Source organism: Streptomyces sp. NPDC037013, assembly GCF_055607265.1.
Genome location: NZ_JBVJRV010000011.1, coordinates 116,452 through 130,041, shown reverse-complemented (window position 1 = coordinate 130,041; position 13,590 = coordinate 116,452). Strand labels below are relative to the sequence as shown.

General features: G+C 69.7%; 11 protein-coding genes. 5 read left to right on the top strand and 6 right to left on the bottom strand.

Translation table 11 applies throughout. The annotated features are described in order from the left end of the window. Positions 1–39: 39 nt before the first annotated feature. From ACZ7DY_RS34880 to ACZ7DY_RS34870, 3 genes are read left to right on the top strand one after another with little or no spacing between them, the layout of a single operon-like run. Positions 40–933, top strand: coding sequence for a hypothetical protein (locus ACZ7DY_RS34880; RefSeq protein WP_471142823.1), 894 nt, complete (start codon positions 40–42; stop codon positions 931–933). Then, positions 930–2,150 (top strand): MFS transporter, encoded by a 1,221-nt coding sequence (locus tag ACZ7DY_RS34875; protein ID WP_471142821.1) that lies wholly within the window; start codon positions 930–932, stop codon positions 2,148–2,150. Before ACZ7DY_RS34880 ends, ACZ7DY_RS34875 begins: the two co-directional genes overlap by 4 nt. After that, complete coding sequence (locus ACZ7DY_RS34870; protein WP_471142820.1) at positions 2,137–3,105, top strand: GNAT family N-acetyltransferase; 969 nt, start codon at positions 2,137–2,139, stop codon at positions 3,103–3,105. The genes ACZ7DY_RS34875 and ACZ7DY_RS34870 overlap by 14 nt, the downstream gene beginning before the upstream one ends. 469 nt (positions 3,106–3,574) lie before the next feature. Here ACZ7DY_RS34870 and ACZ7DY_RS34865 read toward each other — a convergent pair whose 3' ends face one another. Both ACZ7DY_RS34865 and ACZ7DY_RS34860 read right to left on the bottom strand, forming a co-directional pair. Next, the gene (locus tag ACZ7DY_RS34865; protein WP_471142817.1) at positions 3,575–3,772 is read right to left on the bottom strand and encodes a hypothetical protein; all 198 of its coding nucleotides are present in this window, start codon (positions 3,770–3,772) and stop codon (positions 3,575–3,577) included. A 338-nt stretch (positions 3,773–4,110) separates the two neighbouring features. Then, a complete protein-coding gene (locus ACZ7DY_RS34860) occupies positions 4,111–5,166 on the bottom strand; it encodes a type II toxin-antitoxin system prevent-host-death family antitoxin (RefSeq protein ID WP_471142815.1) in 1,056 nt (351 codons plus the stop codon). A 780-nt stretch (positions 5,167–5,946) separates the two neighbouring features. On the opposite strand from ACZ7DY_RS34860, the gene ACZ7DY_RS34855 reads away from it, so the two are divergent. Next, on the top strand, positions 5,947–6,894 hold the full coding sequence (locus ACZ7DY_RS34855) for an MFS transporter (protein ID WP_471142812.1): 948 nt from the start codon (positions 5,947–5,949) through the stop codon (positions 6,892–6,894). A 75-nt stretch (positions 6,895–6,969) separates the two neighbouring features. Continuing rightward, on the top strand, positions 6,970–7,350 hold the full coding sequence (locus ACZ7DY_RS34850; RefSeq protein WP_471142811.1) for a hypothetical protein: 381 nt from the start codon (positions 6,970–6,972) through the stop codon (positions 7,348–7,350). A gap of 138 nt (positions 7,351–7,488) precedes the next feature. Here the strand turns inward: ACZ7DY_RS34850 and ACZ7DY_RS34845 are convergent, their stop codons facing one another. From ACZ7DY_RS34845 to ACZ7DY_RS34830, 4 genes are all read right to left on the bottom strand, one after another. Next, entirely contained in the window at positions 7,489–8,718 is a 1,230-nt protein-coding gene (locus ACZ7DY_RS34845) for an extracellular catalytic domain type 1 short-chain-length polyhydroxyalkanoate depolymerase (protein WP_471142809.1), read from the bottom strand. 197 nt (positions 8,719–8,915) lie between these two features. Then, on the bottom strand, positions 8,916–10,886 hold the full coding sequence (locus ACZ7DY_RS34840) for a helix-turn-helix domain-containing protein (protein WP_471142806.1): 1,971 nt from the start codon (positions 10,884–10,886) through the stop codon (positions 8,916–8,918). Positions 10,887–11,011: 125 nt separating this feature from the next. Beyond that, positions 11,012–12,412, bottom strand: coding sequence for an MFS transporter (locus tag ACZ7DY_RS34835; protein ID WP_471142804.1), 1,401 nt, complete (start codon positions 12,410–12,412; stop codon positions 11,012–11,014). 78 nt (positions 12,413–12,490) lie between these two features. Then, the gene (locus tag ACZ7DY_RS34830) at positions 12,491–13,234 is read right to left on the bottom strand and encodes a 3-hydroxybutyrate dehydrogenase (protein ID WP_471143000.1); all 744 of its coding nucleotides are present in this window, start codon (positions 13,232–13,234) and stop codon (positions 12,491–12,493) included. Positions 13,235–13,590: the final 356 nt, after the last annotated feature.

Here is a 13,590-nt window from a genome sequence, read left to right as displayed (position 1 = left end):
CGCGCACGCACAACACGGCCGACCCACCGGAGGAAATACATGAGTCAAGGACTGACGGTCGCCTTTCTCGGCATCGACGGCATCGGCAAGAGCACGCTGTGCCGTGCCTTCGAGGAGCACGTCCGCGGCCGCGGACACGAGGTGGTGACCGTCACCTGGCGCTCCGCCCTGGAGGAGACCGGCGAGCCGTGGCCCGCCGTCCCGCTCCAGCAGTTGTGGCTCGAATCGTTCCGCACCCTCTACGGGGCGGGCGTGCGCGAAGGCCGGCCGCTGGACATACCGCGCGGATACGACGAGTGGCGGGACAACGACTGGGAGCGCCGCCTGGCGGCGGAACCCGTGATGGAGAACCGGGCGTCGGGGGCTCTGGCGGCCGCTTTCGTGGAGATCGCCGGCAACGTACTGCTGGCCGCTGAGGTGACCCGCCGAGCCCTGGCCCGGGGCGCGATCGTCGTCCAGGAGTCGTATCCCATCAAGCACGTCCTGAAGGAGCTCGCGGTGGCCGAGCGGCTCGCCGCCGAGGGCGGGGACGACGACCCGGCCGCCGGCGCCGTCGGTGAGCTCGTCGGCGTCGTACGGGGCCTGCTGGACACGGTCTTCGGCTCGTCGCTGCTCCGTCCCGACATCGGCATCCTCGTCGACGGCCCGTCCTCGTACGCCTACCGCTGGCGCACCGCGCAGAACGGCGCGGTCGGTGCGCTGGAGGACTACGGGGTGGCCGGAGAACGCAGCGAGGAGTCGTTCAGCCGCTTGCAGGACGAGACGGCCAAGCTCTTCCGTGAATACGCCGACTCCTGGGGCTGGATCGTCCACGAGGTCGACGACAGCGGCGTGGCTGCCAACACGGCCCGTGGCCTGGACGCCCTGTGTGCACACCCCGAGCTGGTACGGCGTCTGGCCACCCCATCGCGCCCCGGCGACGTGATCACATGACGGCTTCCGTCACGACGCCGGTGGACACGCGTGTGCTGCGGGTCCTGGTCACGTCGTCGATGCTCTCGAAGGTCGCGGACTGGCAGCTCGGCATCGTCATTCCGCTGGCCGTGCTGGCGGAGTCGGACTCCGTGGCCTTGTCCCTCGTCTCTTTCGCGCTGCGCGGCGTCACCTATGTGGGCTCCCCGTTCCTCGGCGCTCTCATCGACCGCTTCGACAAACGCACGATCTTCGTGCTCGCCCAAGTGCAACAGGCCATGTGCCTGGTGCTGCTGGCGGCGACGCTGGCCCACCCGCTGACCGTCGCCGCGCTGGTGCTGCTTTCCGGCCTCGGCGGTGTCGCGAGCACCATAACCGGACAGTTCGTCCTCATCCCGAAGCTGATCACGGCGCCCGCGCGCCCGACGGCCGTGGCTAAACTCAACGCCGCCGTCGAGCTGTCGAAGGTCATCGGACTCGTCTTGGGCGGAGCCGCCTTCAGCCTGCTCGGTGCCGCCCCAGCCGCCCTGAGCATCGCCCTGCTGTACCTGGCGGCGGGCTGCGTCGCACTCCTGCTGCCGAAGGTGGCGGCGAGTCACGGCCGGATGGACATCCGGCGCGACCTCGCGATCGGATTCCGCTGGGTCGGGAAGCGCGGGATCCTGTGGCTCGTGGTGACCATGTCGATGACGAACCTCGCCATCGGCCAGCTGGAGCCAGCACTCATCACCGAGTTCGGGCACGACGGGATGAACACCACCCTCATCTCCGTGGCCATGGCGGTCGGCCTGCTCACAGGTGCTGTGGCCAGCCGCCTCGCACCGCACATCTTTCCGTCCCTCAGCCCCGAACAACGCATCCTGGCCGCACAGGTGATGGGCCTGGCAGGTCTGGCCCTGGTCGCCACATCGGCGCTGCCCGTCCGGCTCGTCGGCTTCATGGTGGAGTGCTTCGCGGTGGCGGTCAGCAACGTGGCCTCGATCACCTACCGGCACGAGACGATCCCCGCCGACATCGCGGGCCGGGCCAACGCCACGATCCGCATGTTCATCACGGGAGCCACACCGCTGTCCGGATTTCTTTACGCCTGGTCGAGCCGATTCAGCGGCTATCGCTCCTGGCTGCCGGCCCTTGCCCTGTGGACCGTCGCGATCGCCATCTGGGCCGTGTACACGTACCGCGCCGAACACGCCTCGGCTGCACCGCCCTTGGAAAGAGAAGCCCATGGAGATCACTGAACAGGACCACGTCATCATCGCCCAGGTCAACCGGGAGGAGGCGGAGTACCAGACCTGGAAGAAGGTGGACACGCCCATCGACATCGTCAGGCTCACCGACTCCGAGATCCTCGACGAGGCCACGATCTCCGACCTGGGCTTTATGGCCCGCCCGAAGTGGCTGAACTGGTGTGCCCCCACGCGGACTTCCCAGCAGGACTTCGAGGCCGCTCTCTCTGGCACCGAGCGCAGGAACATCCGCTTGGGCCGCAGAGCCGTGCAGGACCAGGGTATGCGCATCCAGATACAGAAGGGCCTCACCGAGGAGTACATGGACGAGTTCCTCATCGTCTACGACCGCCAGATCGCAGGAATGCAGCGCGGCAAGAACTTCGCACGCCGATGGCGAGACCGTCTGCTCGCGGCAGCTGGGGAACATGTCAGCGTCAGCGTGTACCAGGGCACCACGATGATCGTCGGTTCGCTCTGGTGGGCCCGGCACGAGCCGTCAGTGCTACAGATGCGGTTCTCCGCGGCGGCGCCCGACGCCCGATCAGGCCGCGTGATGCGGGTCGCCTACACGGAAGCGTTCCAGTACGCCCGCGAACAAGGGCTGGCCCATGTCTCCCTGGGCAACGACCCCTCCCTTTTCGGGCACGTCGTCCAGCCGGGCCTGTTCAACTTCAAGAGCCGCTTCGGCTTCGCCCCCGTACCCTCCCAGGTCCTCGACCCTTCCCTTGCAGGCGAGTTCGCTGACCTGATCCTCAGACTCGACGCCCTATCGGATCCCGCACTCGTCGTCACCTGGGGCAGCCACCGAGGGACACCGCCGTCCTGGCCCGACGCTGCGCAGAGGCCCGGACACGACTTGGTCGTCCTGTCCCACGCCCCCGACACCGCACCGGCCGACTGCTTCCGCACGGAAGGATTCCGAGAGGTCCGCTCGGTTTCCGTCGCCACAGGAGGAAGTGCCTGATCCTCGGCGGATCTGATCACCAAGCAGACGTCTGAGACGGGACTCGTCCCGAGCGTCGATGGAGCAGCCCACGACGGCTGGCCCGAGAAAGCATCCTCGACGGCGCACAGGTACGGTTGCCCCCGCCGGTCGTGTGCTCGGTGATGTCCGTGAGCCGCAGCCGGTTCGGCCCTTCGGCGGTGAAGTTCCACCGCACCAGTTCCGCTGCCCGCGGAAACCCAGCAGCCCAGTCGCCATGCCACCGCTGGATGGCCAACCGGTTCGCCGGGACGGCGCGGCCTGGTCTGGCCCGTCAGTACTCCGGACGGCGGCCGGCCCCGCAACTCGGGTGCCGTGCTGTCGGCGTCCGCTTCGTCCGGGTAGCGCTGCCCACCCCGACCCGTCCACGCTCCACAGGCCGGCTCACCCGGCACGTGAAGCGTCACAGACGAAGACACATAGGCCGACGGTCACGGTCCCTCGCCCGTGCTCATCCTGTGACGTCCACGGGCTGCGCCACCGGCACGGCTTCGGTCCTGGGCCAGGCTGTTCCGGACGCCGCCGGCAACACGGCGGGGCCGGTCAGCAGGAGAGCCGGGCTCGCTTTGTCCCAGCCCACGTCGCCGGTGCCCGTGCCGGCCAGCACGGCCTCGGAGTCACCGCCACGGCCGTCCAGCCAGACAGCCACCGCCGCGCCCTGTAGTACGCCGAGCACGCCCGAGACGGGTCCGTACAGGGGGGGACGGGTCGTGGACGGCGCTGCCCGCCCCGGTGCCCAGCCGCGCCGCTGGAGCTAGGCGGATCAGGCGGTCACCGCCGTCCACCCGGCGCAGGTGAGCTGTCCGAACGCAGCAGCGACTTCAACCGCGTACGGCATCGAACTCCATCGGCATGGAGGAGACCATCGGCGCGCCGACCGTGGGCAGGACTTCCCCCCCGGTGACAGCTGGTTCCCGCCGTCCTGGCTCATGCGCAGGCCGTGAGGTGTACCGGCGGTGCCGGTGGTGCGGCTCGCGCGCCCTGGTTTCAGCGGCGGGCCGGGCGGGCGCAGCGTACGTTCCCGGAGCTGATGGCGTTCCGGGGTAGGGCTAGGCCGAAGGCGCGTTCCAGGCCCTCGAAGAACAGCGCGATGTCGTCCGTCCAGTTGCCGGCCTTCTCCGCGATGCGCAGGTGCAGGTTGAGGAAGGACAGTGGCGCTTCCGGAGCGAACGGCGCCTCTCCCGGTGTGTACCAGATGAGTTCGTACATATCTTGCCGGTCTTCGGCGCCGATCTCGAGGGGGAAGGGGTTCTGGTACAGCCCGTCCTTGAAGTAGCTGAAGGTGTATATGCCCTTGGCCGCGGTCGCGCCGAGCGTGATCTGTTGCTCGGGGGGCGGGTCGAGGGAGCGCGTGAAGGCGTGGTCGAAGTCGTGGTAGCCCAGCCACGTCCAGCCGTTCTCTTCCCCGAAGGCCAGCACGCGGGGGAGGTCGTCGGTACCCTCCCGTGCGTCTTGCTCCTCGACCTGGCGGAGCAGCAGTCCGTCGGCGATGTCCTGCGCGTCGGCCCCGTAGGCGAGGGCGACCTCCTCGGCGGTCGCTCCCCTGATGAACACGAGTTCCGTGAAGGGCTGTTGCCACCGCCAGCTGTCGGCGATCCACGCCACGCCATCGCCCGCCGAGCCCTGACGGGCGAGGAACTCCTCGAAAGCGGCCGTCTGTTTCGGGGACATGTAGCCCTGGCGGGCCGAGGCTGCCCTGGTCTCGAGCCAGTCGAGCTCCGCCACGGACCGCAGCTCGGCCACTACCATCCGGTCCCGCACGAAGGTCATCCGCTCCCCGTCAGCGTGCACGTATCGGATATACGGGCCCTGCGGGTCCGGGCCGAACGGGTGCCCCTGCACTGATTGGGATCTGGGCCGGGGGCGCACTCCGCTGTGGGCCCGTTGGGCAAAGTGTTCCAGCTCGGCGAGTTCCGCTGCCGGGAGGAGCACACTCGTCGGCTCGCCGGCGTCGACGACACATACCCTCTCGCCGGTTTCCTCGACGCGACCGACGAGACCCGCGAAGTCCGCTATGGCGTCGCTCAGTTCAACGTTGTCCATACCAGAGGACACTAGTGGCCGCCATACACCAGCCCACCCGGGGACGGGTTTTGCACCGTCTCTGCACCACAGAGCGCCACCGCCTCGAGGCCAGACCAGACCACCGACCATCGAGGTACTGGTACTGGGGCACGCCGTCGGTGGGCAGGACTGTCCGCTCCGAAAGTGGTGAGGCCCGAGATTGTCCTCGCCCTCAGTCGCGGAGGTAAGACCAGTGACCGCCAGGAGCAGCAAGCCGAGAGGTCGATGCTCTTCAAGTGCAGGCGGATACGATGACTGTGGTGGTGAGGGAACTGCAGGGCGCGACCGCCGCCAACCGTCCGCTGTTGGAGGGACCGGGCCGGGCGCTCCCGCTGACGCGGCTCCTGCTCGCTTTCACGGGTGGCACCACCCGAGCCCGCATCGCCGGCAGCACGGATGTGCAGAGCGGGCCGGTGGGCATTGGGCAGGCGGCTGAGCCGTTGAGCTGGGAACGGGTGGCCAACGAGGAGACCATGGCCGCCGTGCGGGAGCCGCTCGCGCGGGGCGCCACCGCAGCCGCACCACTCCTGCGCTGCCACGATCCGGCCATCATCGTTGCCGACGAGCGGCCGCTGAGCGCGCTGAGCTTGTGCTTTAACCTCTCGCTGACGAGGTGGACGAGGCCAAGGTTTCGACCGGTTCCTCTTCGGCGGCAGCCCGGCCGAGGTTCCGGAGCGGTACCGGCGGGCCAGCCCGCTCACCTATGCACACCGCGTACGGTGCCCGGTACTGATCATTTCGGGGCTGCGCGACACCAGCGTGAAGGAACTCTTCCGGCTGCGGGACGCGCGGTTCCTGATCCTGGCGAACTGTCTCACCGTCTTCGGCGACACGTCGCTGCTCCTGGTCCTCGCGATCTGGGCCAAGGAGCTGACCGGCTCCACGGGTGCGGCCGGCGGCATCTACATCGCGGTCGTTGTGCCGTCCGCCTTGGCGCCGCTCGCGGGCCCGTTCATCGACCGGCTGCCCCGCCGCCTCGTGATGGGGGTGGTGAACATGGCGGCCGGTGGCTGCGTCCTGGGGCTGCTGCTCGTCGATTCCGCGGGGCGGGTGTGGGTCCTGTTCTGCGTCGCGGCCCTGTTCGGCCTCGCCCTCGTGGTGTTCCAAGGCGCTCGCACCGGCCTCGTCGTCAGTGTCGTGCCGCCCCACCTCCTCGCCCAGGGCAACGCCGTGTTGCGCACCAGCAGGCAGATGCTCAGCCTGGCCTCGCCGCTCATCGGGGCGGGTCTGTACGCAGCGGTCGGCGGCCGGGTCGTCGCGGTGATCGTCTCTGTGTCGCTGGTACTGTCGGCGCTGTGTCTGCTGCCGCTCGCACACGTCGAGGAAGTGCTGTACCAGGGAAGTGAGCCGATCCGGCGGCAACTGGGCGCCGGGGCCCGGCATCTGCTCGGCCATGAGGTGCTACGCCGACTCCTCGGAGTCCTGTGTGTGTCCCTGCTGGTGACCGGCTTCTACGAGATCGCCCTTTTCGACCTCGTCGACACGCTGGGCCGCTCCCCCGCGTTCGTGGGAGCGCTCGTCTCGGTCCAGGGGGCCGGAGCCGTGGTCGGAGGGGTGACGGCGCCAGTGCGACGTTGCGCCGGTTCGGCGACGTCACGCTCGTCGCGACGGCGACGCCTCCTGTACCCGAGCCCACACATGCCGGACTCAGCGACGCCAAGTCGCCGCAGTACGTGTGAGTTTGGCGGTGCCCAGGATCTGGCTTGATCTTGTCTCGGCGCCGGTGAAAGAGTGTCCCCGTACCTTGCAACGCGCATGTATTCGCAGACAGGAACGTTTGTCATGAGCACTCTCGGGTTTGCAGGAAAGTCATCCGTCGCCGTCGCACTGGCCTGCGCAGCCACGCTGTTGATGCCTGCCTCTCCGGCCGCCGCCTCGGACTGGGACCGGAACTGCTACAGCATCTCGGCCCCGTACAAGGGCATCAGCGAGATCATCGGCAAGGCCGGCAAGACCCGCAGCGGCTGCACGGATGCCACCATCTCCCTGCAGCGCCACCGCTGGTACGGCTGGGAGGAAGTGGACTGGACCCCGCTGGAGAGCGGCACCAAGATGGCGTGGTGGACCTGCACGGGTTCCGGCACCTACACCTACAAGACCGTCGTGGGCGTCGACTCCAACCTCGCCACCTACGAAAGCGCCGAACGTCGGCTGACCTGCTGAGGCGCCAGTAGCTGAGCTTCGAGGCGGGGCGGCGGGCACGCGACGGTGGCCGCGGCACCCGGCACACGCCGGGCACGGAGCTTCCGGCACCGGGTGATCGCGGGCGCAGTGCTCGCGCCCCCCTCCGCTCACCGCAGGTCAGATCGGTGAACAGTCAGGCTTGTCGGTCCACCCCGCTTCGCACTCGTAGAGGGTGAAGCGGGTGTTGTAGCCGCGGGCCGCGCCGAGCTTGTTGTATTCGTCCACGGTGATCCGCTGCGCCACGTAGTGGTCGGTCGCCGTGCCTTCGGCGGTGTCGGAGTAAGGCGGCTGGGTGCTGGTCGGCGTCGGGGTCGGGGTGCCCGGGTCGCTCGGGGCCGGTGTGGGCGAGCCGGCGTCGTCGATGCCCCAGAAGCGGACGAGGTGGTACGCGGAGCAGATGTTCACGTCCAGGATGTAGGCGCCGGCGGTGCCGCACCGAGCCGTCCCCGTTCCCGGGTCGACGGGCTGCCCGTGTGCCATGCCGGTGAGGTCGTAGGTCTCCACCGTGCCGCCGTAGACCCGGTGGGGGTAGCCGCCGACCGTGTCGGTGGTGTCCGGTGTCTGATCGGTGCCGTTCGCGTCGGTGAACTGCTCCATGATTTCGGTGGCGTTCATCGGCTTCACGGTCGTGTCTGCGGTGCCCTGCCAGATCGAGACCTTCGGGCGCGGTCCGGAGTACGACGGGAAGGCCGCCCTGACCTTGTCCCCCCACTCCTTGGGTGACTTGTTGACGCCGGGGCTCATGCAACTGTAGGCCGAGACAACGGAGTTGGCGCACCCGTAGGGCAGCCCGGCGATCACGCCCCCGCCGGAGAAGACGTCGGGGTAGGCCGCCAGCATGACGGAGGCCATCGCCCCGCCCCCCGAGAGGCCGCTGACATAGGCGCTCGTCGAGCTGTTGTCCTGCTTCGCGCGGTCGACCATCTGTTTGATCGACAGTGCTTCTCCGGAGCCGCGCCGGATGTCACCGGGTTCGAACCAGTTGAAGCAGGAGTTCGCGTTGTTCGACGACTGCTGCTGTGGCAGGACCACAGAGAACTTGTACGTGTCGGCCAGTTGCAGCCAGCCGGTGTTGGTCCCGTAGGTCGAGGCGTCCTGGGTGCAGCCGTGCAGGGCGACCACGACGGGACGCCCTTCGGGCAGCCCCGGCGGCACGTAACGGAACATGCGCAGGTTGCCCGGATTGGATCCGAAGCCCGTCACTTCTTGCGGGGTGGCCGCTGCGCGGGCCGGGCCCGAGAGCGACACGACGGACAGCACGGCGAGCAGCAGGACGGCCAGCGCCGCGGCGAACACCTCGGCTGGTGGACGGCCTGCCGCGGGCAGGAGACGGGGACGTTGTGGCATGGGGGGAGACCTCTCCACGTTCGGCTCTGTGATGACGGCCCTCACGGGTTGTGTGGAGGTTAGGGGCGTGCCCGCCGTCCGCGCCTTGGTTGGGGCCACCACAATGTCGATCACGCCAGTGGTGCCGGGCCCCATGGGTGAACGTCGTCGCCGCCGGGCCCACCGCTCACAGTTCTCTCCTTGCGGCGCCGGCGCGCTCAGGGCGCGGTGTCGGTGGGGGGTGCCGGGCTTGCGGGGCGGGCCTCGTGGCTGCCCAAGCGGTGCAGTCTCAGGGCCAGTTGGAGTTCGAGGGCCCTGGTGGGGGTGTTCCAGTCGGGGCCGAGGAGTTGGGCGACCCGGTCCAGTCGCTGCACGACGGTGTTCACGTGCACGTGCAGGGCGTCCTTGGCCTTGGACAGGCTCGCGCCCTGCGTGTAGTAGGCGTCGAGCGTCTGGACCAGTTCGGTGCCGCGCTGCTGGTCGTACGCGAGTACGGGGCCGAGGTAGCGCCGGACGAAGCCGTCGATATCGGAGCGGTCGCCGAGCAGGACGCCCAGGAAACCGAGTCCGGCGATGTCGCTGCCGTCGCCGGTGCGGCCCAGGGCGTGCAGGGCGTGCAGGCAACGGCGTGCTTCCGTGTACGTGCCCGGCAGCTGTTCGGGGCCGGTGGCGGGCCCAGCGGAGCCCACGGTGACGGGGACGCCGACGGCCTTCCCGAGGTCCCCGGCGAGTTCGGCGGCGAGTGCCCCGGGGTTGGACGACGGTACGAGCAGGACGATGTGGCCGTCGTGGATTCCCGCGAGCCCGCCCAGCGAGCGGGCACTGCGCACGGCTTCCGCGAACAGGTGCGAGCGCGGTTCGTCGTCCGTGTCCAGGGTGAGGAGGGCGTGGGGCCGGGAGAGGTTGATGCCGAGTCTGCGGGCACGCAGGGTCAGGCTGCCGCTGTCATGGCGGTCACCCGGGCGGTGGCGCGTGAGCAGGTCGTCAAGGAGTTCTCCGCGGACGCGGTCCTCGGCCTCGGCCATGGTGCGGCGCAGGAGCAGGAGGAGGGCGGCGACCAGGGCGGCGCGTTCGAACAGGCGTCGGTCGGCGTCGGTCAGGTCCGCGCGTCCGGTGAGGACGATGCTGCCGAGGAGTTCGGAGCCGGCCAGTACGGCGCACACCCACGTGCCGTCCACCGGGACGGCACGGCCGCCGGTGCGGGAGGCGGTGATGCCCTGCGGCGAGGGGGTGAGGGGGTCGGTGCCGGCTCGGGCCATTTCGGTGCCGTCGGGGTCATGAAGGGCGAGGCCGCCGCCGAGCAGCGCGGCGATCTCGCGGACCAGGTCGTCGACGGTCGCGCCGCGCAGAACCAGGTCGGTGAGCCGGTCGTGGGCGTCGGCGGCACGGCGCAGTGCGGTGCTGTGGGCCCGCGCCGTTTCGTTCGCCGTGTTCAGGTCGACCAGGGCGGAGCGGGTTTCCTCCAGCATGCGTGCGCTGTCGATGGCGACGGCGGCGTGGTCGGCGAGCGAGGTGAGCAGGGCGATGGCTTCCGGCGGGAAGTCACGTGGCGTGCGGTCGGCGGCGAAAAGCACACCGATGACGCGCTTTCCGACGCGCAACGGCACGCCGAGGATGCCGCCGAGCCCTTCTTCGAGTACCGCTTCGTCGATGGGGCGGGTGTGCTTGAAACGGCCGTCGGTCTGGTAGTCCGCGCTGGTGTAGGGGCGGGCGGTCTGGGCGACCAGTCCACCGAGCCCCTCGCCCATGCCCAGGCGCAGTTGCTGGAAGCGGGCCGATACCGAGCCGTCGGTGACCCGCATGTAGGTGTCTTTGGCGACGGGGTCGTTGAGCGTGAGGTAGGCGGCGTCGGTGCCGAGCAGCGTTCTGGCCCGGTGGACGATCGCGCGCAGGACCGCGTCCAGGTCGCGCAGGGCCGCGAGGTCGCTGGCGGTGTCGAAGAGTGCGGCCAGCTCGGCCTCGCGTCTGCGGTGCTGGTCGAGGGTACGGCGGATCTCCAGCGCGATCTTGGTGGCGTCGTCGAGGAGTGCCCGCTCCTCGAGCGGGAGCTGCGGGGTGGCGGCGTCGCCCGAGGGACGAGTGAACTGGTCGGCGGGTGCTCCGGAGGCCAGCAGGATGAGCAGTTGTCTGAGAGCCGCCATCGCGCTCTGTGCCGCTGCGCGGTACGTGCGGTCGCTCATGCCGGTCATGATGGCACTCCTTCTCTCCGGGCGGGCTCCGGTCGCGGGCGGGACGGGGCCGGCGAGGCGGGAGAGGGCGCCTGTCCCGCTTGCCCGTTCGGTGGGTGTCCGGTCGGGTGGGCGGGCTCGTCGGATCAGACCCTGTCGGCGCCGACGGGCGGGTGCGCCTCACGGTAGGACCGGTCCGTGCCGTCGGCGGTGGTGGCGACCGTGAGGTCCCGGCCGCGGGTTTCCCTGGCGAGGGCGACGGTGATGGTGGTGACGACCGCGGCCAGGCAGAGGTACAGGGCGACGGGCGTGGCGGAGTCGTACTCCTTGAGGAGTTCGACCGCGATGATCGGTGCCAGGGCGCCGGCCACGATGGAGGCGAGCTGGGAGCCCATGGAGGCCCCGGAGTAGCGGACCTTGGTGTCGAACATCTCGGAGATGAAGGCGGCCTGGGGGCCGTACATGGCGCCGTGCAGCAGGAGGCCGACGGTCACCGCGAGAGTGATCACGGTGAACGATTTGGAGTCGAGCAGGGCGAAGAAGGCGAAGGCCCACAAGGCCATGCCCGCCGACCCGATGAGGGTGACCGGCCTGCGGCCGATCCGGTCGGAGAGCGCGCCCCACAGGGGGATGGTGACGAAGTGGACGGCCGAGGCGATCAGGACGGCGTTGAGCGCGGTGCCCTTGGGCAGGTCCAGGTGGTTGGTGACGTAGACGAGGAGGAAGGCGGTGAGGACGTAGTACGAGATGTTCTCGCCGAACCGGGTCCCGATCGCGGTCAGGACCTCGCGCCAGCTGCGGCGGAACACCTCGACCACCGGGGGCTTCTCCTTGATGCCGCGGGCGGCGTCGGCCTGGGCCTTCGCCTGGGCGGCGAGGAAGACGGGGGACTCCGAGACGGATATGCGGATCCACAGGCCGATCAGGACCAGGACTCCGGAGAGCAGGAAGGGAATGCGCCAGCCCCACGCGTTGAAGGCTTCTTCCGACTGGACGGCGGCGAGCAGGGCGAGGACGCCTGTTGCCAGGAGGTTGCCGCCCGGGGCCCCGGCCTGCGGCCAAGAGGCCCAGAAACCGCGGCTCTTGTCGCCGCCGTGCTCGGAGACGAGAAGGACCGCGCCGCCCCACTCGCCGCCCAGGGCGAAGCCCTGGACCAGGCGCAGCACGGTGAGCAGGATCGGGGCGCCGACTCCGATGGTGTCGTACGTGGGCAGCAGGCCCATGGCGAAGGTGGCTCCGCCCATCATGAGCAGGCTGATCACGAGCAGCTTCTTGCGTCCGATCTTGTCGCCGAAGTGACCGAAGACCACGCCGCCGAGCGGCCTGGCGGCGAACCCGATCGCGTACGTGATGAAGGCGATCATGGTGCCGACGAGCGGGTCGGCGGTGGGGAAGAAGAGGGTGTTGAACACCAGCGCGGCGGCGGAGCCGTAGAGGAAGAAGTCGTACCACTCGATGGTGGTGCCGATCAGGCTCGCGCTGACGATCCGGGCGATGCCGGGGGAACGACCTGGCGGGGTGGGGCCGGTGGCCGGGGCGTCGGACATGTGTCACCTCGTGTACGGAAAGGGGCGGGGCGGGGCGGGAGGAGGGGCGAGGACGGGGATCGGGGCGAGCGAGCGGAATCAGCTCGCTCCCCAGCCGCCGTCGAGGGGCAGCGAGGCTCCGGTGATGTAGCTGGTGTGCGGCCCGCACAGCCACAGGGCCGCAGCGGCCACCTCTTCGGCCTCCAGAAGCCGCTTCATCGGGGCGCGGGAGAGCAGGACATCGGAGAGGACGTCGCCGGCGCTGATGCCGTGGGCCGCGGCCTGGTCCTGGATCTGGCCCTCGACCAGGGGGGTGCGGACATAGCCGGGGTTCACGCAGTTGCTGGTCACACCGTGTGGGGCGCCCTCGACGGCGGTGACCTTGCTCAGGCCCTCCAGGGCGTGCTTGGCCGTGACGTAGGCGCTCTTGAAGGCGCTGGCGCGCAGTCCGTGGACACTGGAGATGTTGATCACGCGGCCCCATCCGGCGGCGTACATGTGCGGCAGTACGCGGCGGATCAGCAGGAACGGGGCGGTGACCATCACCTGCTGGATGAGCGCGAAGCGCTCCGGCGGAAACTCGTGGAGCGGGGCGACGTGCTGCAGCCCGGCATTGTTGACGAGGACGTCGATGTGCGCGGGGAGCGTGTCGATCACGTCCGGGTCGGCCAGATCGGCGGTGTGGGCCACTCCCCCGATGGCCTCGGCGACCGTCTTGGCCTTCTCGGCGTCGACATCGACCACGTGGACCTCCGCGCCGGCGACGGCGAGGGCGGCGGCACAGGCCATGCCGATACCGCTGCCGCCGCCGGTCACGAGCGCGGCCCGACCGGACAGGTCCACGCCGCCCGCGGCCGACAGGGTCGAGGCGGTCGGCCCCGACGGATGAGAGGTTGCAAATTCCCTGGTCATGGCCGGAAACAGTAGAGACACCTGGTCGGCTCGCCTATGGCGACGAACCCCACAATGGCCCGCCCGGGGGTGGCGGATGCTTCCATGTCCGCGCATGACGTGAGGGGGTTGTCCCTGGCGGTCGGTGCGGCCGAGGGGGCAGGTGGTCAACAGCGCGGCCGCGCGTCGGCCCCGGGCAGGCGGGGTAACGTGCGTCCGGCCGGGCCGACGGCAGGTGGGAGTGGTTCAGCTACCCCTCCAGGGCGATGAATGCCGAGCGGCGGCGGGACGAGCGGCCGCAGCCGGTC

Coding starts and splice junctions, on each gene's coding strand:
- ACZ7DY_RS34880 (WP_471142823.1), top strand. CDS start 40: ATGAGTCAAGGACTGACGGTCGCCTTTCTCGGCATCGACGGCATCGGC.
- ACZ7DY_RS34875 (WP_471142821.1), top strand. CDS start 930: ATGACGGCTTCCGTCACGACGCCGGTGGACACGCGTGTGCTGCGGGTC.
- ACZ7DY_RS34870 (WP_471142820.1), top strand. CDS start 2,137: ATGGAGATCACTGAACAGGACCACGTCATCATCGCCCAGGTCAACCGG.
- ACZ7DY_RS34860 (WP_471142815.1), bottom strand. CDS start 5,166: ATGGACAACGTTGAACTGAGCGACGCCATAGCGGACTTCGCGGGTCTC.
- ACZ7DY_RS34850 (WP_471142811.1), top strand. CDS start 6,970: ATGAGCACTCTCGGGTTTGCAGGAAAGTCATCCGTCGCCGTCGCACTG.
- ACZ7DY_RS34845 (WP_471142809.1), bottom strand. CDS start 8,718: ATGCCACAACGTCCCCGTCTCCTGCCCGCGGCAGGCCGTCCACCAGCC.
- ACZ7DY_RS34840 (WP_471142806.1), bottom strand. CDS start 10,886: ATGACCGGCATGAGCGACCGCACGTACCGCGCAGCGGCACAGAGCGCG.
- ACZ7DY_RS34835 (WP_471142804.1), bottom strand. CDS start 12,412: ATGTCCGACGCCCCGGCCACCGGCCCCACCCCGCCAGGTCGTTCCCCC.